At 69.7% G+C, this 19921-nt stretch carries 19 protein-coding genes; 14 read left to right on the top strand and 5 right to left on the bottom strand.

The window, feature by feature from the left end:
- Window positions 1–1024: putative collagen-binding domain-containing protein (locus tag ACYQ1K_RS18680; protein ID WP_459984762.1), on the top strand; the 1024-nt coding region annotated here is incomplete at its 5' end.
- Between the two features lie 97 nt (window positions 1025–1121).
- Complete coding sequence (locus ACYQ1K_RS18675; protein ID WP_459984761.1) at window positions 1122–3632, top strand: WD40/YVTN/BNR-like repeat-containing protein; 2511 nt, start codon at window positions 1122–1124, stop codon at window positions 3630–3632.
- Window positions 3633–3680: 48 nt separating this feature from the next.
- On the opposite strand, the gene ACYQ1K_RS18670 is transcribed toward ACYQ1K_RS18675, so the two are convergent.
- Window positions 3681–4001: a hypothetical protein gene (locus tag ACYQ1K_RS18670; protein WP_459984760.1), complete on the bottom strand. Its 321-nt coding sequence runs from the start codon at window positions 3999–4001 to the stop codon at window positions 3681–3683.
- Between the two features lie 134 nt (window positions 4002–4135).
- Window positions 4136–4639, bottom strand: coding sequence for a SixA phosphatase family protein (locus tag ACYQ1K_RS18665; protein ID WP_459984759.1), 504 nt, complete (start codon window positions 4637–4639; stop codon window positions 4136–4138).
- A 91-nt stretch (window positions 4640–4730) separates the two neighbouring features.
- Here ACYQ1K_RS18665 and ACYQ1K_RS18660 point away from each other — a divergent pair, with 91 nt between their 5' ends.
- Together ACYQ1K_RS18660 and ACYQ1K_RS18655 are read left to right on the top strand one after the other, a co-directional pair.
- Window positions 4731–5546 (top strand): isocitrate lyase/PEP mutase family protein, encoded by an 816-nt coding sequence (locus tag ACYQ1K_RS18660; protein WP_459984758.1) that lies wholly within the window; start codon window positions 4731–4733, stop codon window positions 5544–5546.
- A 327-nt stretch (window positions 5547–5873) separates the two neighbouring features.
- A complete protein-coding gene (locus ACYQ1K_RS18655; protein WP_459984757.1) occupies window positions 5874–6599 on the top strand; it encodes a hypothetical protein in 726 nt (241 codons plus the stop codon).
- Between the two features lie 85 nt (window positions 6600–6684).
- Here the strand turns inward: ACYQ1K_RS18655 and ACYQ1K_RS18650 are convergent, their stop codons facing one another.
- Window positions 6685–7122: an SRPBCC family protein gene (locus tag ACYQ1K_RS18650; protein WP_459984756.1), complete on the bottom strand. Its 438-nt coding sequence runs from the start codon at window positions 7120–7122 to the stop codon at window positions 6685–6687.
- 186 nt (window positions 7123–7308) lie between these two features.
- On the opposite strand from ACYQ1K_RS18650, the gene ACYQ1K_RS18645 reads away from it, so the two are divergent.
- The 5 genes from ACYQ1K_RS18645 to ACYQ1K_RS18625 all read left to right on the top strand — a co-directional run bounded on the left by ACYQ1K_RS18645 (window position 7309) and on the right by ACYQ1K_RS18625 (window position 11818).
- The gene (locus tag ACYQ1K_RS18645; RefSeq protein ID WP_459984755.1) at window positions 7309–7896 is read left to right on the top strand and encodes a hypothetical protein; all 588 of its coding nucleotides are present in this window, start codon (window positions 7309–7311) and stop codon (window positions 7894–7896) included.
- Window positions 7897–7993: 97 nt separating this feature from the next.
- The gene (locus tag ACYQ1K_RS18640) at window positions 7994–8647 is read left to right on the top strand and encodes a hypothetical protein (protein ID WP_459984754.1); all 654 of its coding nucleotides are present in this window, start codon (window positions 7994–7996) and stop codon (window positions 8645–8647) included.
- 96 nt (window positions 8648–8743) lie between these two features.
- Complete coding sequence (gene gad, locus ACYQ1K_RS18635) at window positions 8744–10114, top strand: glutamate decarboxylase (protein ID WP_459984753.1); 1371 nt, start codon at window positions 8744–8746, stop codon at window positions 10112–10114.
- Window positions 10115–10309: 195 nt separating this feature from the next.
- Window positions 10310–10687: an SHOCT domain-containing protein gene (locus tag ACYQ1K_RS18630; protein WP_459984752.1), complete on the top strand. Its 378-nt coding sequence runs from the start codon at window positions 10310–10312 to the stop codon at window positions 10685–10687.
- 231 nt (window positions 10688–10918) lie between these two features.
- Entirely contained in the window at window positions 10919–11818 is a 900-nt protein-coding gene (locus ACYQ1K_RS18625; RefSeq protein WP_459984751.1) for an NAD(P)H-binding protein, read from the top strand.
- A gap of 10 nt (window positions 11819–11828) precedes the next feature.
- Here ACYQ1K_RS18625 and ACYQ1K_RS18620 read toward each other — a convergent pair whose 3' ends face one another.
- The gene (locus tag ACYQ1K_RS18620) at window positions 11829–12521 is read right to left on the bottom strand and encodes a CPBP family intramembrane glutamic endopeptidase (protein ID WP_459984750.1); all 693 of its coding nucleotides are present in this window, start codon (window positions 12519–12521) and stop codon (window positions 11829–11831) included.
- Between the two features lie 245 nt (window positions 12522–12766).
- Complete coding sequence (rimK, locus tag ACYQ1K_RS18615) at window positions 12767–13957, bottom strand: 30S ribosomal protein S6--L-glutamate ligase (protein WP_459984749.1); 1191 nt, start codon at window positions 13955–13957, stop codon at window positions 12767–12769.
- Window positions 13958–13983: 26 nt separating this feature from the next.
- On the opposite strand from rimK, the gene ACYQ1K_RS18610 reads away from it, so the two are divergent.
- The 5 genes from ACYQ1K_RS18610 (at window position 13984) to katG (ending at window position 19891) form a co-directional block, all read left to right on the top strand.
- On the top strand, window positions 13984–14469 hold the full coding sequence (locus tag ACYQ1K_RS18610; RefSeq protein ID WP_459984748.1) for an ATP-dependent zinc protease family protein: 486 nt from the start codon (window positions 13984–13986) through the stop codon (window positions 14467–14469).
- On the top strand, window positions 14459–15496 hold the full coding sequence (locus ACYQ1K_RS18605; RefSeq protein ID WP_459984747.1) for a succinylglutamate desuccinylase/aspartoacylase family protein: 1038 nt from the start codon (window positions 14459–14461) through the stop codon (window positions 15494–15496). The genes ACYQ1K_RS18610 and ACYQ1K_RS18605 overlap by 11 nt, the downstream gene beginning before the upstream one ends.
- A 138-nt stretch (window positions 15497–15634) precedes the next feature.
- Window positions 15635–17101, top strand: a complete 1467-nt coding sequence (locus tag ACYQ1K_RS18600) for a lytic murein transglycosylase (RefSeq protein WP_459984746.1) — start codon at window positions 15635–15637, stop codon at window positions 17099–17101.
- Window positions 17102–17209: 108 nt separating this feature from the next.
- A complete protein-coding gene (locus ACYQ1K_RS18595; RefSeq protein WP_459984764.1) occupies window positions 17210–17614 on the top strand; it encodes a Fur family transcriptional regulator in 405 nt (134 codons plus the stop codon).
- 21 nt (window positions 17615–17635) lie between these two features.
- On the top strand, window positions 17636–19891 hold the full coding sequence (katG, locus tag ACYQ1K_RS18590) for a catalase/peroxidase HPI (protein ID WP_459984745.1): 2256 nt from the start codon (window positions 17636–17638) through the stop codon (window positions 19889–19891).
- Window positions 19892–19921: the final 30 nt, after the last annotated feature.

Genomic DNA, 19921 nt, shown 5'->3' with positions numbered 1-19921 from the left:
CGTGTGGCAGTGGGGCAGCGGAGCCCAAGACCAGATCGCGTCGGCGCCGTTCTACAACACTCAGGTCCCGGCGATCACCAGCTACTGGCGGGCGCTGCCCGGCTGGCAACGCCTGATCGCCGACACCTCCAGCGACCTGGTGACCGCCGGCCGCGGCACCCACATCGCCCCGATCGTCTCAGGCGGGTCCGGCACGTACCTGTTGGACGACTCGGACAAATACGTGACCGCCTCGCGTACGCCGGACGGCTCCCTGGCCGTCATCTACATGAGCCATCCCTCGACGATCACGATCGACCAGTCGATGATGGTCCCCGGCTACCGGGCCACCTGGGTCGACCCCGCCTCGGGGGCCACCAGGGCCGCCACGCCGGGTCCGACATACAGCTCGGCCTCGCAGGGTTCGAACTCGGCCGGCGACACTGACTGGGTCCTCGTCCTGCAGGCCGACACGGCTCCTGGCCCATCCCCGTCCTCGTCGCCGTCGGACTCAGCGTCACCATCGGACTCTCCGTCACCAACCGACTCAGCGTCACCATCGGACTCCCCGTCACCATCGGATTCCCCGTCACCATCGGACTCCCCGTCACCATCGGACTCCCCGTCACCATCGGACTCCCCGTCACCATCGGACTCCCCGTCACCCGAACCTTCGCCGTCGGAGTCACCCTCGGAGTCTCCGACGCCCACCCCAGGGACGTTCACAGCCACGGCGGACCTCAGCGCCCCCTCCTGGACCCGGCAGTCGGGGTCCGCCACCCTCGATGTCCAGCTGGACCTCACCTACACGTGCACGGCCTGCGCTCATCCCGAGCGGCCGATCGCGATCCAGGGCCGCCAGGGCGATGGCTCCTGGCGCACTCTCAAGACCCAGACGGCCCAAGACTCGGAGCACCTGAGCGTGAGCGTGCCCTACAAGTTCTGGGCGGTGCGCGTGACCGCACCGGCGATCCAGACCGATCCGGACACCACCTACGCCGCGGTGGTCAGCAACACCATCCGAGCTTTGAAGGGCTCCAACTAGGAGAGGCGCCCTTCACGTCGCTCTGGTCGTCCGCGCACTTTGGGCGCAGGATGTGAACCGTTGGTCCCTCCCGTTCGGTGGCAGGAGAGTGGTGGGCATGGTCCTGGGTCACAGGCGTCTTCTCGTCCTCGTGTCGTGTGCGGTCGTTGCGGTGGCCTTGGCCTTCGCGCCCGCACATGCGGCGCAGTCACACCAGGACGGTGGTGAGTCCCAGGAGCTGGCTGACTCGCTGGCCTCGTTCTTCGGCCCCCGCGCAGCTCCGGGGACGGCGGTCAACCCGCGGGCGTTCGCCGCCGCGGCGTCCGTGGCCGACGACGTTCCCACGATCGACAGCACCCCGTGGAAGGAGCTCGGCCCCTACAGCTACTTCCCTGACGACCGACGCTACCTGTCCCAGGACAGCAACAGCGGCAGCGGGAGCGGCTACAACACCGGTCGGATCACCGGCATCGGGGTGGCGCCGAACGGCGACGTCTACGCGGCCGGCGCAGGTGGTGGCGTCTGGCGTTCGACTGACACGGCTCACCAGCAGTGGACGCCGGTGTTCGACACCCAAGACACGACGGCCGAGGGCACGCTCGCGATCCTGCCTTCGAGCGACGGGAACCCGAGCCACTACACGGTGTACGCCGGCACCGGCGAGCCGACGATCAACCTCGACTCCTATGCCGGCATCGGCATCCTGGCCTCGACCGACCACGGAGCCAGCTGGCACCGCGTCGGAGGAGACGAGCTGACCGGCGCCGCCACCTACAAGATCGTCGCCGAGGGCGACGTCCTCCTCGCGGCCACCAGCCACGGCCTGTATCGCAAGGCGCCGACCGACCCCACCTGGCAGAAGGTCATCGGCGGTCCCGACGCGAACACCGGCACGCCGAACGCCCAGGTCCTCAACCTCATCTCCGATGTCGCGGTGCGCCCCGGCACGGGCGGGCAGGAAGTCGTTGCTGTCCGCGGTTGGCGCGCGGGCGCCACGACGAACGGGCTGTATGTCTCCTACGACGCCGGTCGCACCTTCACCGGGCCGCTCGCACCCCAGGGCTATGTCCCTCAGACCGCGCAGGGGCGCGGAAGCATCGCCTACTCACCCGACGGCTCGAAGCTCTACGTGATGGTCGAGGATCCGGTGGCGTTCAACCACACCGGAGGGGGCACGAACCTCGAGGGCATCTACCTGTCCACGCGCGACGTCCGCGGACCGTTCAACCAGATCGCCAGCCCGTCGGTGCTGATGAACAGCGGGTCGGCGCAGAAGCCCGGAGCCATCGGGCCGGGGTACAAGCCCGGCGTCCAGGCCTGGTACAACCAGTTCCTGGTCGTCGACCCCGCGAACGGCAGCCACCTGTACGTCGGCCTCGAGGAGGTCTACGAGACCACGGACGCCGGCAAGACGTGGAACACCGCCGCGCCGTACTGGAACCTCACCCTCACCTGTTTCGACGCCGCCGCCCCGGACTTCGGCGGCTGCCCGAACACGACCCACTCCGACCAGCACGCCGCGACGATCGCGAACGGCACCGTGTGGATCGGCAACGACGGCGGCGTCTTCTCGCGGCCGACGAGTGTGCACACCGCCGGCGGCTCGTGGACCGACCACAACCGCAACCTCGGCACGTTGCAGTACTACTACGCCGACTCCGGGGTGGATCCGTCCACCGGGAAGACCGTGTTCTGGGGCGGCCTGCAGGACAATGGGACGTCGAAGCTGATCGAGGGCGCCGACAAGCTCCACCCGATCGAGGCGAGCCAGCCGTTCGGCGGTGACGGAGGCGAGACGGTGGTCGACACGACCAACGCGAACAACGTCATGACCGAGTACACCGACCTGTCGCCGGCGGTCACGAACGACGGCGGTCGCACCTTCGTCGATGCGGTGCCGGCCGACCCGAACCCCCTGTTCATCGCGCCCTTCGTGCAGGACGACAGTGTGTCGACCGACTTCTACGCCGGAGGCGAGATCCTCTGGAAGTCGACGAAGGGCTTCCACACGACGGCTGCGGACTGGACACCCCAGTTCGACACCGGGGCCGGTAGGTCGATCACCGCTCTCGACGTTCGCGCCGGCAGCGGCTTCGCCTCCTGGTGCGGGCCGTGCTGGCCGGGTTATGTCTCCGAGACGGGCTTCCATCGGGGCGTCATCACCGACCTCGGCACCGGGAGCTGGCACCAGCTCGACCTCTCCACCGTCCCCGCCGGCTGCGATCCGGTGCCGAACCGCTACATCACCGGGATCGCGACCGACCCGGCCAACACCCAGCATGCCTACCTCTCGCTGTCGGGCTACGCGCGGCACTGGATGGTCGGGCCGGATGACCCCGGCGTCGGCCACGTGTACGAGACGACCAACGGTGGGGCCTGCTGGCACGACATCAGCGGCGACCTCGTCGACGCCCCCGCCAACGACGTGATGATCGTCGGCAGCCGCCTCGTCGTCGCCGACGACGTCGGCGTGTTCGCCTCGGGTCTCGCCGGCGGCACCTGGAAGCGGGTCGGCACGGGTCTGCCCCACACGATCGCTGCCGATCTCAATGTCACACCCGACGGTCGGGTGCTGCTCGCGACTCACGGGCGTGGACTCTGGACGATTCCGTTGGCGGCGCTGGGGTAGCGCTCGCGACCGACCTGAGCGGGGTGCTCGCCGGAGGCAGGAGCCGCGTCAGGCGGAGAAGATCCGGTGGGAGAACCCGCGCCGCATCAGCTCGTCCTCGATGTCGGCGAGGTCGGCGCAGGCGTTGCTGAGCTCGTCGGCTGTGTCAGCGCCTCGCTCTTGGAAGGTGAGATAGACATCGATGAGGTCGCCCGTCTCTGCGAGCGCGAGCAGCAGATCGACCTCTGACATGTCCGCCAGCTGTTCCGCGCAGATCTGCCTGACTTTGCGCACGGCCTGGCCAGCCGGATGTGGACCGTCGCCGAAGCGCACCGTGGGGGTCTCGGCGGCTTGGTGCGCGAGGAAGCGGCTCTCGTCAGGTTCGTTCATGGCTGGGCTCCGATGCTGACCGGGGGATTCGCGTTGCTTCACCGAACAACGAGACCGGCGCTCGGGGGTCATGCGCCAGTTCCGATGAGACCATGCCGGCGCGTCCGGAGCGGGCGAAATTCCGAACCCAACGGTTAAGTCTTTCGCGTGGCCCAGGTCGCTGGTGGTCGCCCGGCGGCCTGGATCACACCGAGCGAGTGCCCGGCGCGAGCCCAGGTGGTGTCGAGCTCGATGACAGCAAGGGCGGAGGTCGGCAAGGGGACGACGTCGCCACTGAGGGTCTCCGCGAGCTCCTCGAGCCCCGGGTTGTGACCCACGAGGAGGACGGTGCCGAGGTCCTCGTCGAGCTTGCGGACGATGTCGAGGAGCCCGTCGACAGACGCTCCGTAGGCCTCACCGTCGTGTCGCGTCACAGGCGGCTCGGCCAGCTCAGCCGACGCCAGCTCCCAGGTGGCCCGAGCGCGCTCTGCGGTGGAGACGAGGGCCAGGTCGATCCGGCCGATGTTCGCGGCCAGCCACCGGCCGGCCTCGGGCGCCTGCCGCCGGCCCCGCTTCGCAAGGGGGCGGTCGTGATCGGCCTCGTGGCCCGACCAGTCCGACTTGGAGTGTCGCAGAAGGATCAGCAGGTGCTCGGCCACACGCATCAGTGTGCGCTCACCGGATCGTGTCTGTCAGACCCGCGGGCCGTGGTGCGGCCCACGCAGGCCCGGCGCGCGGCATGATGCCGGCGTGACCACCCGATCCTCGAACGACAAGGCAGCAAGGCTCCTGGACCTCCACGGAGGTCCGGGCTTGGTGCTCCCGAACGCTTGGGATGCCGGCTCCGCACGCATCCTGGAGCAGGTCGGCTTCCCCGCCATCGCCACGACGAGTGCAGGCATCGCGTGGTCCCTGGGAGTCCCGGACGGAGGAGCGCTGGACCGTGACGCGATGCTGGACCACGTCGCGCGCATCGTCGCTGCCGTGAAGGTGCCCGTGACCGCGGACCTGGAAGCCGGGTACGGCGACACCGCTGACGATGTGGGCGAGACCGTCGCTCACGCTGTGAGCCTCGGGGCCGTGGGCGGCAACATCGAGGACGCGGACACGGACGGGCTGTACAGCGTCGAGGAGGCGGTCGACCGGATCGCAGCCGCGCGGGCCGCTGCACCGAGAGGCACATTCGTGCTGAACGCCCGCACCGACACCTACTTCGGTGGGGCCGAGGCGGACCTCTTCGACGAGACCGTCGAGCGGGCAGTGCGCTACCTCGACGCAGGTGCCGACTGCATCTTCGTGCCGGGTGTCGCAGAGGAGAACACGATTCGGCGGCTCGCTCGCGCGATTCCCGGGCCGCTCAACGTCGTGGCTGGGCTGGCAAGCACCACGGACGCGCCGACGCTCTTCTCGCTCGGTGTCAAGCGCGTCAGCCTCGGTGGCAGCCTGGCTCGGGCCTCGTTCAGCATGCTGGAGCGGGCCGGCCGGGAGCTGCTCGCCACCGGGACGCTCGGCTTCCTCGATGGCGCGATCGCCTACGCCGACCTGCAGCGACGTTTCGGCTCATGAGCAGAGATCTTCGGCGCCGTAGCGGACCGCGGGCCGTCCGATCGGGCGGCGCGAGCCCATGGCACGGTCGAGCACGCTCTGTGGTGCTCACTCACATGCGGCGAGATCGTTGTACGGGCTGGTGGCGGCTGGTCGACACACCGCCGAGGCGTGAGCGTCCTCGACGTGAACGTCGACGAGCGTGATGCTGCACGGTTGTGCCTCGACGTGACGATGAGGAACACCGAGGCCTTGACACCGGGCCCTCGCCGGACGAACGGCGTGAGAGGCCAACGAACCCTTGCGTCGGACGAGCTACGGGCTAATGCTGGTGGTGGAGGCGAAACCATGACCGCTATCAAGACTCCCGACGGCATCCCGGTCCTCTCACGCGGGAAGCATCGCAACCCGCGCCGAGGCGCGTGCTTCATGGAGATGGCCTCGGTGCTGGCAGGAGAGCCTTGGAGCGACCACCCCAAGTGCACCCACCCCCTGGTCGCCCACTTGGCGCGGATGGTGAACGACTACACCAGCGACGATGGCCGCGCGCGACTGGCTCCGCACATCCCGTCTGTCGTCGGCATCCGCGGCGGCGGGCTGCCGTGGGAGGTGGAGCTGACCGCGGCGGTGGCGGTGGAGGTGGTCCCGCAGGTGCCTGCACGGTTCCAGCGCATGCTCGCTGTCGGTCTGCTGCGCTGCGAGGAGATGGCGCTCCGGCTGGGGCCGGACGGGGTCGTAGGCCTCGGTGACATGCGCCAGGCGATGTCCGATGTGCCACACGCGACCGCGTGGGCCCGGCGGTTCGTCAACGACATGCCACTGACGGCGAAGCAGTTCCAAGAGCGCTCGGCGCCGCATCTCATCACCTGCGCGGTGCGGGGGATCGCGGAGACCGCTGCGCCCGACATCGACGAGAGGCTCTACCACCTGCTCACGACCGTCCTCGACGTTGCCAGGCGGCCTCAGTCGCCGACCCAGGCGGCCCTGGCCGCCGAAGCCGCCGAAGCCGCCGAGACCGCCGAGACCGCGTCGCGGCCCGGCGACAGGCGGTTCGCCGAGACCCTCTGGTGGTAGGAGCCCCGAGCCGCACCGTCGGTGGGCTCAGCCGGGACGGAGCCACTCGTCGGGCAGTGCGGATCCGTCACATCCCCGCTCTCGCTCATGCCGACTCTGCCTTCCGGAGGACCGACTGGAACTGCCTCCCCAAGGTGCGCGCTCCGACGAGCGGAATCAACGCCCCGATCAGCCTGCCGAGGACGGACTTGGGCACGCGCGTCAGCGAGACGTGCACATCGGTGCCACCGTCCGCCGGCCTGAGCTCGTAGCGCCAGCCGCTGCCCTGCGCCCACAGGTTCGAGTGGAGCGTGTCGATCGCCACGGTGCCGGCGTCGGCGTCCCAGGAGTAGCGCTCGCGCTCCCAGCCCATCGCGTTGCCCTCGGTGACCTCGGCCCAGTCCGGCCCCAGGTCGTGCACCTTGAAGTGCGCCTCGTCGAGGTTCGGCCATCGGCTGGCCCGATCGGGACCGAAGTCGGTGAACACGCCGAGCACCTCGCTCGGCGACAAGCTCGTGTGGACGGTGAACCGGGTCGTCGGCATCGTGGGCGCGTCCTCTCCCTTGCGGCGGCGAACTCGCCGCTCGAAGGGCCATCATCTCTCGTCAGCCTGACGGTGCTACCGAACGACGGACGGGTGCTGCCCAGGCGGGTGCGGCTCAGCGGCTCATCGAGGACGCCGAGCCGTCGGCACCCCGCATCTGCTGGTCCGGCCTGGATACTGGGGTTGATGCGGACCACAGCTTCATCGCCCCGACTGCGGATCGAGATCGCGGCTCTCGTCATGGTCCTCGCCGGGATCGGGCTCTGTGTGACGTCGGCACTCGGTGCGAGGGAGCGAGGTCGTCCGCTCTGGGACGTTCACCTGCTGGCGGGCGCAGTTGCGCTGGCGTGCGGGTTGTCCATGCTCGGGACACTCGTGGCCGTGGACCTGCTGGACAGGAGCTCCCGTCGCAGGCTGACACTCCAGGCCGGCAGGGCGCGGCAGCTGGTGTCGATGAGCCAGGCTGCTCACTTCCTCCGTCTGACCGGTCGGCGTGTCCCCGAGGAGGCCGCCCGGGTGTTGGTCGGGCACGACCTCCCAGGGCTCATCGTGGCGCGGGGCTTGCGGGTGCCGCGCTATGAGCGGGACCCCAACCTGCTGGTGGACTGGGTGGAGTCCGGTCAGCCGATGGCCCTCTACGGCCTCGCCTTGCTGGCGGCGATCCAGGACGCCGACCTGAGGGCCCACCTCTCGGGCGCGGACCTGCTGGACCCCGTGTTGCTGGAGCAGCGCGCCGCCAACATCCGAGCGGCGTCCTGGGTGTCCTTCAGCTGACGACGTACCGTCCCCCCACCTTCGCGGTGTGTGCCACCATGCTCCCAGCCGCAGATCCGATACACACTCCGCTGCGGGGTGAGTCAGGGGCGTGCCCATGGTCGACGCGACCGTCCGAGGCGAGCCGCGATGGCCGATGGCCGCCGCAGTCGTGGTCGCCTCCGCGCTCACTCTGGCGCGTCCCTCGGAGCTGCGGGTTGCGCCCTGGTGGGTGCTTCCGGCTGTCGAGATGGTCCTCCTCATCGTCCTCATCGTGCGCGACCCGGGTCGCATCGACCGACGTTCGCGGACGCTGCGGGGCGTCTCGATCGGTGCGGTCGGCCTCCTGGTGCTCGATGCGCTCCTGGCGACGGGCTTCATGGTCGCGACGCTGGTGCAGGGCGGGAAGCTGACCAACTCGGCCGCGGCCCTGCTCGCGGCGGGGACAGTGGTCTGGGCGTCCAACGTCATCGCCTTCGCTCTGCTCTACTGGGAGCTCGACAGCGGGGGCTCCGCCGTCCGTGCCCACGGTCTGCCCAGCACTCCGGACATCGCCTTCCCCCAGCAGCTCAACCCCGAGCTGGCACCGCCGGGCTGGCGACCGCAGTTCCACGACTACCTGTTCCTCGGCCTGACCTCCGCGACCGCGTTCAGCCCCACCGACGCGATGCCGCTCGCCGGCTGGGTCAAGCTCGCCATGTCGGTGGAGTCACTCATCTCCCTGGTCGTCCTCGGCCTCGTCGTCGCGAGAGCGGTGAACGTCCTGACGTGAGACTCCTCGGGCCCCATGAGCGAGCGGGCGCTCGGCGTGGGGGTCACCCATCGCGGGTGATTCCGCCCGGGCCGCGGCTGTGTTGACTCAGGAGGCATGACCAGTGCTGACATCGCGGCCGCGACGCTGTACGGCAACCGCTTCCTGACCCAGCTCGTCCCCTCCACACACTTCCCGGACACCGGGATGACTCCGGTGGACGCGATGCGCCTGGTGGGGGAGGACCTCGCGATGGAGGGCGACCCGCAACGAAACCTCGCCACCTTCGTCACGACCTGGATGGAGCCGGAGGCGCAGCGGATCATCGCCGAGAACCTGCACCGCAACTTCATCGACCACGCCGAGTATCCGATCTCGGCCGAGATCGAGCAGCGGTGCGTGCGGATGCTCGCCGACCTGTTCCACGCGCCGGGCCCGACCACCGGGTGCCGCACTCAGGGGTCGTCCGAGGCGATCATGCTGGGTGCCCTGTCGTTGAAGTGGAAGTGGCGCGAGCGCCGTGCTGCGGCGGGCGGGTCCGTCGACCGGCCGAACCTGGTCTTCGGTGCCGACGTGCACGTGGTGTGGGAGAAGTTCTGCCGGTACTTCGACGTGGAGCCGAGGATCATCCCCCTCGAGCCCGACAAGTACACGATCGGCCCCGACGACGTCGAGCCGCATCTCGACGAGAACACGATCGGAGTGGTGGCCGTCCTGGGGACCACGTTCACCGGGCACAAGGACGACGTCGTCGGCATCAACGACCTGCTCCTGCGGGTCAAGCAGGAGCGCGACCTGGACGTCCCGATCCACGTCGACGGGGCGAGCGGGGGCTTCGTGTGGCCGTTCCTCTACCCCGACACGAAGTGGGACTTCCGTCTGGAGCAGGTCCGCTCGATCAACGTCTCCGGGCACAAGTACGGGCTCGTGTATCCGGGCATCGGCTGGCTCGTGTTCCGTGAGGAGACCGATCTCGCCCAGGACCTCGTCTTCTACGAGAACTACCTCGGCAAGACCGACGCCACGTTCACCCTGAACTTCTCCACCGGGGCCGCGATGGTCCTGGCGCAGTACTACAACTTCGTCCGCCTCGGTCGCGAGGGCTACACCTACGTGATGAGACAGATGCAGGAGAACGCCCGCGCCTTGGCCAGCCACCTGCGGGAGAGTGGCCGGTTCGAGGTCATCGGCAGCGACCTCGAGCAGCTGCCACTGGTGGCGTTCAAGCTCGCGGGCAGGAACGGGTATGACGAGTCCGACATCGCCTGGCAGCTCTCCGCCGAGCGCGGCTGGATGGTGCCGGCCTACACCCTGCCTCCGAACGCCGAGCACGTGAAGATCCTCCGCGCGCTGGTCAAGGAGACCATGAGCCGCGAGCAGGTGGAGCGGTTCACGCGCGACATCAACGACGCCTGCGTCACCCTGGACAAGAAGGGCGGCGCGCACGAGAGCGAGCGCCAGCAGGTCAAGCAGGGCACCGGCTACTGACGGCGGTGTCAAGGAGCGTCCCCGTGTGCTTCCCCGTCTGGACATCGCGGCGTCCTACCGCTTCGGCCGCTGTGTGCAGCACCTCTTGACCTTTCACCCGATGCGGGTGAATCCCAGTCGCACCAGGCTGTCCCAAGATCGGCGCATGGTGAGGCACGTCACCGGTTCGACGGCCGCCGCAGAGAAAGGCAAGCCATGAGCTTCTGGGACATCATCTGGTTCATCATCGTCTCGTTCGCGTTCATCGCCTACCTGATGATCCTGTTCAACATCCTCGGCGACCTCTTCCGCGACAAGGACGTCAGTGGATGGGTCAAGGCGATCTGGATCGTCTTTCTCATCATCTTCCCGTTCATCACCGCGCTCATCTACCTGATCGTGCGTGGCGCCGGCATGGCGCAGCGCCAGGCCGAGGCCTACGCCGACCTGCGCCAGGCGCAGGACGAGCACATCCGCTCGGTGGCAGGCAAGGCCTCGCCGTCCGAGGAGATCGCGAAGGCCAAGGCCCTCTACGACTCAGGCTCCATCAGCCAGATGGAGTTCGACGCGTTGAAGGCGAAGGCGCTCGCCTGACGGGGGTGCCGGGCCGCCATCGGCTCGGCGACAAGTGGCGGATGGATGCTGCCCATCGTGTGATGGGGCAGGCGACCATCCGCCACTTCACGCGGTCGGGTGGACCTCGCCGTCCTGACAGGTGGGCGTAGGCCGATCCGGGTGGGTACCGGGGCGGCTCGCGACGAGGAAGGTGCGGGCGATGACCCAGGTGGAGAGCTGCGACGTCGTCGCTCGTCGTCGGATCGGAGCGTGACCGTGGGCACGACGGTGCTGGTCACGGGCGCGACCGGGTTCGTCGGCCGCCGGCTGGTGCCGGCGCTCATCGACGACGGCCACCAGGTGAAGGCGATGACCCGGCGTCCGGAGTCCTACGAGGGTCCGGGGAAGGCGGTGCACGGAGATGTGCACGACCCCGGAACGCTCGCCGAGGCGGTGGCGGACGTCGACGTCGCCGTCTACCTCGTCCACTCGCTCGGCGACCCCGACTTCGAGCGCCGCGACGCGGAGGCCGCGCGTGCCTTCGGGCTGGCCGCCTCGGCGGCGGGTGTGCGGCAGATCGTCTATCTGGGCGGCCTCGGCAGCGACGCGGACGAGCTCTCGCCCCACCTGCGCTCGCGCCGGGCGGTGGAGCGCCTGCTGGGCGAGTCCGGTGTGCCGGTGACGACCCTGCGTGCGGCGATCGTCGTGGGGGAGGGCGGCATCTCCTGGGAGATCACCCGCCAGCTCGTGAAGAACCTGCCCGCCATGGTGGTGCCGCGCTGGACGGCCACCCGCACGCAGCCCATCGCCATCGACGACGTCGTGCGCTACCTGGCCGGAGTGGTGGGCAACGAGGCGACCCTCGGGCGCACCTTCGAGATCGGGGGCGCCGACCAGCTGACCTATCTGGACATGCTGCAGCAGGCGGCGGAGGTCATGCAGGGCCGGCACCTGCCGATCTTCCCGGTCCCCGTGTTGACGCCTCGGCTGTCGTCGTACTGGATCTCGTTCGTCACCAGCGTCGACCCGACCACGGGGCGCAACCTGATCGACTCCATGTCCAACGAGGTGGTGCAGCGCGACTACGCGATCCGCGACGTGGTGCCGGGCCGCCCGCTGACCTACCGCGAGGCGGTGCGGCGGGCACTCGGACGCCGGCCCGACGCTTGAGGACCGTCCCTCAGAAGAGCGGTGGAAGAGCCACCAGCATCACCAGCGACCAGCTGACGTGGGTGAGCACAGGTGCCAGGATGCCGCCGGAGGCGCGCCGCTCCAGCCCGACGACGAGGCCCAGGACAACCGCCGCCCCGGCCAGCATCACGTTGCCCGTGGCGAGGGTGACGAGCGTGTAGGCGAGGGTCGTCCAGAGCACCGGTCGGCGAGTGACGGCGGCGTAGAGCGCGCCTCGGAAGAAGAGCTCCTCGGCGACGCCGTTGACGGCCGTGAGCAGCACGACGAGGAGACGTGACCCTTCGTCGGCGTAGTCCAGCACCCCCGCGACCCGGCCGCCCAGGTAGGGGAGCTCGCGCACGACGAGCGCGCCGAGCACGAACACCGCGCCGAGCAGGAGTCCGACGCCGATCGGCGAGGCCACCGGGCGGACCAGGCCGGCGCGCCACGTGATCCTTCCCAGGTGCAGGGGGCCTGAGCAGAACGCGCCGGCGACCCACACGGCGGCGAGCGCGAGGGTCGCCGGGTAGAACCACACGCTTCCCGGCTCGATGTGCAGTGAGACGCCGAGGACGGCGGCCCCCAGGAGCGCGAAGACGGCGGTGACGGCCTGGCGCCGTCGCAGCGCCTGCCGGGACTCACGGTGGTCGCGTGGCACGATCTCCCACAGCGACCGCTCCAGCCAGGCGCGGATGCTGCTCATGGGCTGCGAGGGTAGCGGCACACCGACATGGGGTACCCGCGCACGATGCCCGCGACCCGACACGACACGACACGACACGACACGACACCGACGATGACCGGATGGCATCGTCGACCACCGACAGCCCCAATGAGCGGCACGGCATCGTCGGGTATCTGACGGGGCGGCCGTCTTCGGCATCGTGGCCGGCGCCGACTTCCTCCAGCAGGCCTACGGACGCATCCGCACCGACTGAGCCCGCGCACTCACTCTTCGGGAAGCGGGTGCTTCGGCAGCTTCTTCACGCGGGGCCGGCGCTTCGGGCGCTCGGGGATCATCGACCGCATCTCCTCGAGCTTGCCCCAGCACAGCAGCCGGTCCTCGGCCTCGAGCACCTGACGGACCGACGGGTTCGGGATGACGACGGAGCCGCGGTGCAGCGTGAGCACGGTGATGTCGCGCTCGCGCAGGCCCGACTCGCCCAGGCTCGAGCCGACGAGGTCGGCATCGCCGTGCACGACGAGCTCGGCGACGCCGTACCCGGTCGAGACCGCCAGCCGCTCGCGGACGTCGATCTGGGGGAAGGCGACCTGGTTGTCGATGTAGTCGACGATCGCGCCTGCGACGTCGAGCTTGGTCGCGGTCTCGATGCCCTCCAGGCCGGGGGAGGAGTTCACCTCCATGACGAGGGGGCCGTCGTCGCTCTCGAGCAGGTCGACGCCGGCCACCTTCAGCCCCATGATCTGAGCCGCCCGCACCGCCGTACGCTCGAACTCGGCGTCGAGCTCGACCTTCTCCACCGAGCCGCCCCGGTGGAGGTTGGACCGGAACTCGTCCCCCTTCGCGGTGCGCCGCATGGCGGCGACCACCCGGTCTCCCACGACGAGAGCGCGGACGTCGCGGCCCTTGGACTCCTGGATGAAGCGCTGGATGAGGACGTTCTGTCGGGTCGACTGGAGCGTCTCGATGATCGCCTCGGCGACCTTGATCCCCGGCGCGAGGATCACGCCGATGCCTTGCGTCCCCTCGAGCAGCTTGATGACCACGGGTGCCCCGCCCACGCGCTCGATCGCCGGGATGACGTCGGCGCGGTTGCGCACGAACGTGGTGGGCGGCATCGCGATCCCGTGCCGCGACAGGATCTGCATAGCCCGCAGCTTGTCCCGCGAGTTGGCGATCCCGCTGGCGGTGTTGGGGGTGTAGACGTCCATCTGCTCGAACTGCCGGACGACGGCCGTGCCGTAGTAGGTGATCGAGTTGCCGATGCGCGGGACGACCGCGTCGTACACCGAGAGCCGCTTGCCCCGGAACTGCAGGTCCGGCTCGTCCTCGGAGAGGTCGATCGCGAAGCGCAGGGTGTCGAGCACCCTCACGATGTGTCCACGGTCCGTGGCGGCCGCGCGGAGCCGCTGAGTGCTGTAGGACCGCGGCGCGCGCGAGAGGATGGCGAGCTTCAAGATGGGACCCTGCTTGGATAGGGGACGTGTCCGGCTCTCATCTAACCAGTGTGGTCGGCTGGCGAGAGTGGGTCGGCCTGCCGGGCGTCGGCGTCGAGTGGATGAAGGCGAAGATCGACACTGGCGCGCGTACGTCGTCCCTGCACGCCTTCGCCCTCGAGGAGTTCACCTCGGACGGGGAGCCCTGGGTCCGCTTCGAGGTGCACCCCTGGCAGCGCAGCGCCTCCGACGCGGTCGCGGTCGAGGTCCCGGTGCACGACCGGCGCACCGTCCGCAGCTCGTCGGGCCACTCCCAGGATCGCGTCGTCGTGCGCCTCGACCTCCGCCTGGCCGACCGGGTCGTGCCGGCCGAGGTCACCCTCACTCGCCGCGACGAGATGGGCTTCCGCATGCTGGTCGGGCGCGAGGTGCTCCAGCAGGGGTACGTCGTCGACGTCGCGACCTCCTATCGCGGCGGGCGACCGGACAAGACGGTGCGTCGGTCGAACCGGAGACGCGCCGATGGCACGTGAGTCGTTCGCCATCGGGGCCGTCAGGGTGCGTGCGGGCGCCAGCAGGTCCGTCGAGCTCCCGCTGACGCGCCTGGTCACGGGCGGTGACGTCAGCATCCCCGTGCAGGTCGTCCACGGACGCGAGCCGGGGCCCGTCGTCTGGGTCAACGCGGCGATCCACGGCGACGAGGTCATCGGCGTCGAGGTGATCCGCCGGGTGCTCGCTCAGCTGTCCGCGAAGACCCTGCGGGGCACCCTGGTCGCCGTGCCGGTCGTCAACGTGCTCGGCTTCCTCTCGGGGGATCGCTACCTGCCGGACCGGCGCGACCTGAACCGGTCGTTCCCAGGGTCGGCGCGAGGGTCGCTGGCGTCGAGGATCGCGCATCTGTTCATGACCGAGGTGGTCGCCAAGTGCGAGCTCGGCATCGACCTGCACACCGCGGCGGACCGACGCGCGAACCTGCCACAGATCCGCGCCGACCTCGACGACGTCGAGACCCGGCGCTTGGCCCTGGCCTTCGGCGCCCCCGTCGCGCTGCATGCGTCGCTCCGCGACGGCTCCCTGCGTCAGGCTGCCCGGGCGGCCGGCGCCCGCGTGCTGGTCTATGAGGCCGGCGAGGCGCTGCGCTTCGACGACGAGTCGATCGACACCGGAGTCACGGGAGTGCTGCGGGTGCTGGATGCGCTCGGGATGCTTCCGGAGGACGAGGAGGTCGACCGCGACGGCTCGGAGGCGTCCGCACCAGCGCCCGTCGTCTCGCGAGCGAGCGGCTGGGTCAGGGCCCGCGGGAGCGGGATCCTGCAGGTCGACGTGCATCTGGGCGACATCGTCGAGGAGGGCCGTCGCCTGGGCGGGATCAGTGACGCCCTCGGCCGACGCGTCCGGCTGGTCCACGCCGACCGGTCCGGTGTCGTCGTGGGGCTCAACCGGGCGCCACTGGTCAACATCGGCGACGCCGTGGTCCACATCGCTGCGGTCGACGAGGACCAGCCCGGCCACGTCGCGGACGACCGCGTGCTGACCGCGCGACGTCTTGGCGGCCGCTGATTTCTTGTCGGGCGATCTTCACCTAGGTTTGGTGAATGATTCACGTCCGCCTTGTCCGGGCACGGGCGTGGTGAGTAAAGATACGGTGAGGCCCTTTGCGGGGCCAGCGCCGGGAAAGTAGGGGAGAGGGCCAGACGTATGACGCCGCGCATCGGCAACCTGCCGAAGGCCATCACGCTGATCCCACTGGCGGCTCTGTCGGCGGTGTGGACCGTGAGCGTCATCCGAACGCCCACACCCGACGTCCTCATCGGTCCGGCCGCGGGCTCGGCCTCGTCGCAGGCCGCAGCACCGGCCATCCCGCAACCCTCCCTGCCGGACAGTGCGATCGTGGTCTCCCAGGCGCAGACGCCCGCGAGCGTCTCGGGTGATGCGAAGACCGCACACGCCTCGATCGGCGTGACGGCGGTGAGTGTCTCCGCCGACACGATCCCTCCGGTGGCTCTGGCCGCCTACCAGCGTGCCGCCACGGTCATCGACGCCGCCGATCGCACGTGCCGGCTCGACTGGACCCTGCTGGCCGCCATCGGCCGGGTCGAGTCCGACCACGGGCGCCACGGCGGCAGCCAGCTCTCCGCCGTCGGCGAGGCCACACCGGCGATCATCGGTCCGGCGCTGACCGGCCGGGCCGGGACCGTCCTGGTCAAGGACACCGACGGTGGACGCCTCGACGGGGACACCACCTATGACCATGCCGTCGGCCCGATGCAGTTCCTGCCGTCGACCTGGTCGACCGTCGGCGTCGACGCCGACGGGGACGGGCGACGCGACCCGCAGGACGTCAACGACGCAGCCCTCGCGGCAGCGGTGTACCTGTGCTCCGGCCCCGAGGACCTCTCGGCACCGGCGGGGCAGCAGGCGGCGCTGCTGCGCTACAACCACTCCACGTCGTACGTCGCCACGGTGATGCAGATCGCCGGCGCCTACCAGACCGGGCAGGGCCTCGGCACCGGCTTGGCGATGACGGCTCTCGCCTTGCGGGCGGTGCCTACCCTCGGCGCCGATCCATGGGTCGCCGCCACCGCCTCCCCGGAGGCCACCGGGGCTCCGGACACCGCCAACGGCAAGCGACACCGTCACCGCCACACCGGCGGCACATCGGCGGCTGCGCCGACCCAGTCGCCGACGCCGGCCTCGACGCCGAGCGGGCAGCCGAGCGGGCAGCCCGGTGGTCAGCCCTCGGGTCAGCCGAGCGGTGAGCCAAGTGGTCAGCCCAGCGGTGAGCCGACCGGTGAGCCGTCGACCGGCGAGCCCAGCGGCCAGCCGTCGACCAGCCCGGGTGACCCCACCGCCACGCCGCCCGTCGCGGCCACCAAGGACGAGCTCACCCAGCTCTGCACCGACCGCATCGAGCGGCGCTACCCCGATGCCACCTCCGACGCTCACGACCAGTCGATCGCCAGCTGCGTCGGCTCGCTCACCGGCTCGACGATGGACCAGGCCGCCGCCCAGGTCGACGCCGTGGTCAAGGATCTCGGAGGCAAAGTGAGCGGCCTCGGAGCGCCGGTGGCCGACCCGACGACCGATCCCAGCAGCAGCCCGAGCGGCACGCCGTCGGTGAGCGCGTCACCTTCCAGCGACCCGAGCTCGAGCTCGGGTCCCTGAGCGACCCTTCTCCCGAAGAGCTCGCGCGACACGTCGTTCCTTTTTCTTGACTTGTTCAAGAAAAGGGACGAGAGTGGCGACGTGGCAGCGACGACGGACTTCGAGCAGATGCTGAAGGGCGTCGGGCTCCGGGTCACCCGTCCGCGGATCGCGGTGCTCGGCGCCGTCCGCACGCTCGCGCATGCCGACACCGACTCCATCATCGGTGCCGTGCGTGCGGAGATCCCTGACGTCTCCCACCAGGCGGTCTACGACTCGCTGCACACGTTGACCGCGAAGGGGCTGGTCCGACGTATCCAGCCGTCCGGATCCGTTGCCCGCTACGAGTCCCGAGTCGGCGACAACCACCACCACGTGGTGTGCCGCTCCTGCGGCGTGATCGCCGACGTCGACTGCGCCCACGGCGCGGCACCGTGTCTGACCGCCTCCAACGACCACGGCTTCGTGATCGACGAGGCCGAGGTCATCTACTGGGGCCTGTGCCCCGACTGCTCCACACAAGTTCCTGAGTGAATGATCCCTGGAAGGAAGCACATGTCTGAGAACGAGAGCCCTCAGGGCGTCGAGCGCAAGGCTGAGGGCGGATGCCCCGTCATGCACGACGGCGTCACCGCGCAGGGCAGCGAGAGCGAGAACCCGGCGATCGACTCGCCGACCCCGAAGACCGGCGGTCGACCGCACTCGAACAAGGACTGGTGGCCCAACCAGCTCGACCTCACGGTCCTCCACTCCCACAGCCCTGCGGGCAATCCGCTGGGCGAGGACTTCGACTACGCCGAGCAGTTCGCCCAGCTCGACGTCGAGGCGCTGAAGGCCGACGTCGCGCGGGTGCTCCATGACTCTCAGGACTGGTGGCCCGCCGACTTCGGTCACTACGGCGGCCTCATGATCCGGCTCAGCTGGCACGCCGCCGGCACCTACCGCATCTACGACGGCCGCGGCGGTGCGGGCGACGGCCAGCAGCGCTTCGCCCCGCTCAACTCCTGGCCGGACAACGGCAACCTCGACAAGGCACGCCGCCTGTTGTGGCCGGTGAAGAAGAAGTATGGCCAGAAGATCTCCTGGGCCGACCTCCTCGTCCTCGCCGGCAACGTCGCGCTCGAGGACATGGGCTTCGAGACCTTCGGCTTCGCCTTCGGTCGTGAGGACACCTGGGAGCCCGAGGAGATCTTCTGGGGACCGGAGGACACCTGGCTCGGAGACGAGCGCTACAGCGGCGAGCGTGAGCTCTCGAACCCGCTCGGCGCGGTGCAGATGGGTCTGATCTACGTCAACCCCGAGGGCCCCAACGGCAACCCTGACCCGCTCGCCTCGGCGATCGACATCCGCGAGACCTTCGCGCGGATGGCGATGAACGACGAGGAGACGGTCGCGCTCATCGCCGGCGGGCACACCTTCGGCAAGACCCATGGCGCCGGCCCGGCGGAGAACGTCGGCCCGGAGCCCGAGGCCGCCCCGCTCGAGGCCCAGGGCCTGGGGTGGAAGAGCACCTTCGGCACGGGCAAGGGCGCCGACGCGATCACGTCGGGCCTCGAGGTCACCTGGACCGACAAGCCGACCCAGTGGAGCAACCGCTTCTTCGAGATCCTGTTCGGCTACGAGTGGGAGCTCACGAAGAGCCCCGCGGGCGCGAACCAGTGGGTCGCAAAGGACGCCGAGGCCATCATCCCCGGCCCGTCGCCCGACTCGCCGAAGCGCAAGCCGACGATGCTCACCTCCGACCTCGCACTGCGGTTCGACCCGACGTACGAGAAGATCTCGCGTCGCTTCCTGGAGAACCCCGACGAGTTCGCCCAGGCGTTCGCCAAGGCGTGGTTCAAGCTGCTGCACCGCGACATGGGTCCGGTCTCGCGCTACCTCGGTCCGTGGATCCCGGAGCCGCAGCTGTGGCAGGACCCGGTGCCTGCCGTCGGCCACGAGCTCGTCTCCGCTGACGACGTCGCCGCGCTGAAGGCGAAGCTGCTCGACTCCGGCCTCACCGTCTCGCAGCTCGTCTCGACGGCCTGGGCATCGGCGGCGAGCTTCCGCTCGACCGACAAGCGCGGTGGCGCGAACGGTGCCCGCATCCGCCTCGAGCCGCAGCGCAGCTGGGCGGTCAACGAGCCGGAGAAGCTCGCCACCGTCCTGGACAGGCTCGAGGAGATCCGCAGCGACTTCAACGCCGGCGGCAAGCAGATCTCGCTGGCCGACCTCATCGTCCTCGGCGGTGCCGCCGCCGTGGAGAAGGCCGCCAAGGACGCCGGCGTCGACGTCACCGTGCCGTTCCACCCCGGCCGCACCGACGCGACCCAGGAGCAGACCGATGTCGACTCCTTCAAGGTGCTCGAGCCCCGCGGCGACGGCTTCCGCAACTACGTCCGTCCGGGCGAGAAGCTGCCGGTCGAGATGCTCCTGCTCGAGCGAGCCTACTTCCTGGACCTCACGGCCCCGGAGATGACGGTCCTCGTGGGCGGCATGCGTGCCCTCGGCGCCAACACCGGCGGCAGCCAGCACGGCGTCCTCACCGAGCGTCCGGGCGTGCTGTCGACCGACTTCTTCACCAACCTGCTCGCCCCGGGCACCGAGGTGAAGGGCTCCGAGTCGGAGGAGAACGTCTATGAGATCCGTGACGCGGCCACCGGCAAGGTGACGTGGACCGCCACGGCCAATGACCTCGTCTTCGGCTCGAACTCGCAGCTGCGAGCGCTGGCCGAGGTCTACGCCTCCGACGACGCGACGGAGAAGTTCGTCACGGACTTCGTCGCCGCCTGGACGAAGGTCATGGACAACGACCGGTTCGACCTGAAGTAGCGCCGAGCCCGGATTCTCGTCCGGGTGAAG

This window comes from Nocardioides sp. AN3, from assembly GCF_054653495.1.
The sequence above is the reverse complement of the archived record's forward strand: the minus strand, read 5'-3'. Positions and strand labels throughout refer to the sequence as shown.

Excerpts from the sequence above, each read along its gene's own strand:
- ACYQ1K_RS18675 (WP_459984761.1), top strand. The coding sequence starts at position 1,122 with ATGGTCCTGGGTCACAGGCGTCTTCTCGTCCTCGTGTCGTGTGCGGTC.
- ACYQ1K_RS18670 (WP_459984760.1), bottom strand. The coding sequence starts at position 4,001 with ATGAACGAACCTGACGAGAGCCGCTTCCTCGCGCACCAAGCCGCCGAG.
- ACYQ1K_RS18655 (WP_459984757.1), top strand. The coding sequence starts at position 5,874 with ATGACCGCTATCAAGACTCCCGACGGCATCCCGGTCCTCTCACGCGGG.
- ACYQ1K_RS18650 (WP_459984756.1), bottom strand. The coding sequence starts at position 7,122 with ATGCCGACGACCCGGTTCACCGTCCACACGAGCTTGTCGCCGAGCGAG.
- ACYQ1K_RS18645 (WP_459984755.1), top strand. The coding sequence starts at position 7,309 with ATGCGGACCACAGCTTCATCGCCCCGACTGCGGATCGAGATCGCGGCT.
- ACYQ1K_RS18640 (WP_459984754.1), top strand. The coding sequence starts at position 7,994 with ATGGTCGACGCGACCGTCCGAGGCGAGCCGCGATGGCCGATGGCCGCC.
- gad (WP_459984753.1), top strand. The coding sequence starts at position 8,744 with ATGACCAGTGCTGACATCGCGGCCGCGACGCTGTACGGCAACCGCTTC.
- ACYQ1K_RS18630 (WP_459984752.1), top strand. The coding sequence starts at position 10,310 with ATGAGCTTCTGGGACATCATCTGGTTCATCATCGTCTCGTTCGCGTTC.
- ACYQ1K_RS18620 (WP_459984750.1), bottom strand. The coding sequence starts at position 12,521 with ATGAGCAGCATCCGCGCCTGGCTGGAGCGGTCGCTGTGGGAGATCGTG.
- ACYQ1K_RS18605 (WP_459984747.1), top strand. The coding sequence starts at position 14,459 with ATGGCACGTGAGTCGTTCGCCATCGGGGCCGTCAGGGTGCGTGCGGGC.
- ACYQ1K_RS18600 (WP_459984746.1), top strand. The coding sequence starts at position 15,635 with ATGACGCCGCGCATCGGCAACCTGCCGAAGGCCATCACGCTGATCCCA.
- ACYQ1K_RS18595 (WP_459984764.1), top strand. The coding sequence starts at position 17,210 with ATGCTGAAGGGCGTCGGGCTCCGGGTCACCCGTCCGCGGATCGCGGTG.
- katG (WP_459984745.1), top strand. The coding sequence starts at position 17,636 with ATGTCTGAGAACGAGAGCCCTCAGGGCGTCGAGCGCAAGGCTGAGGGC.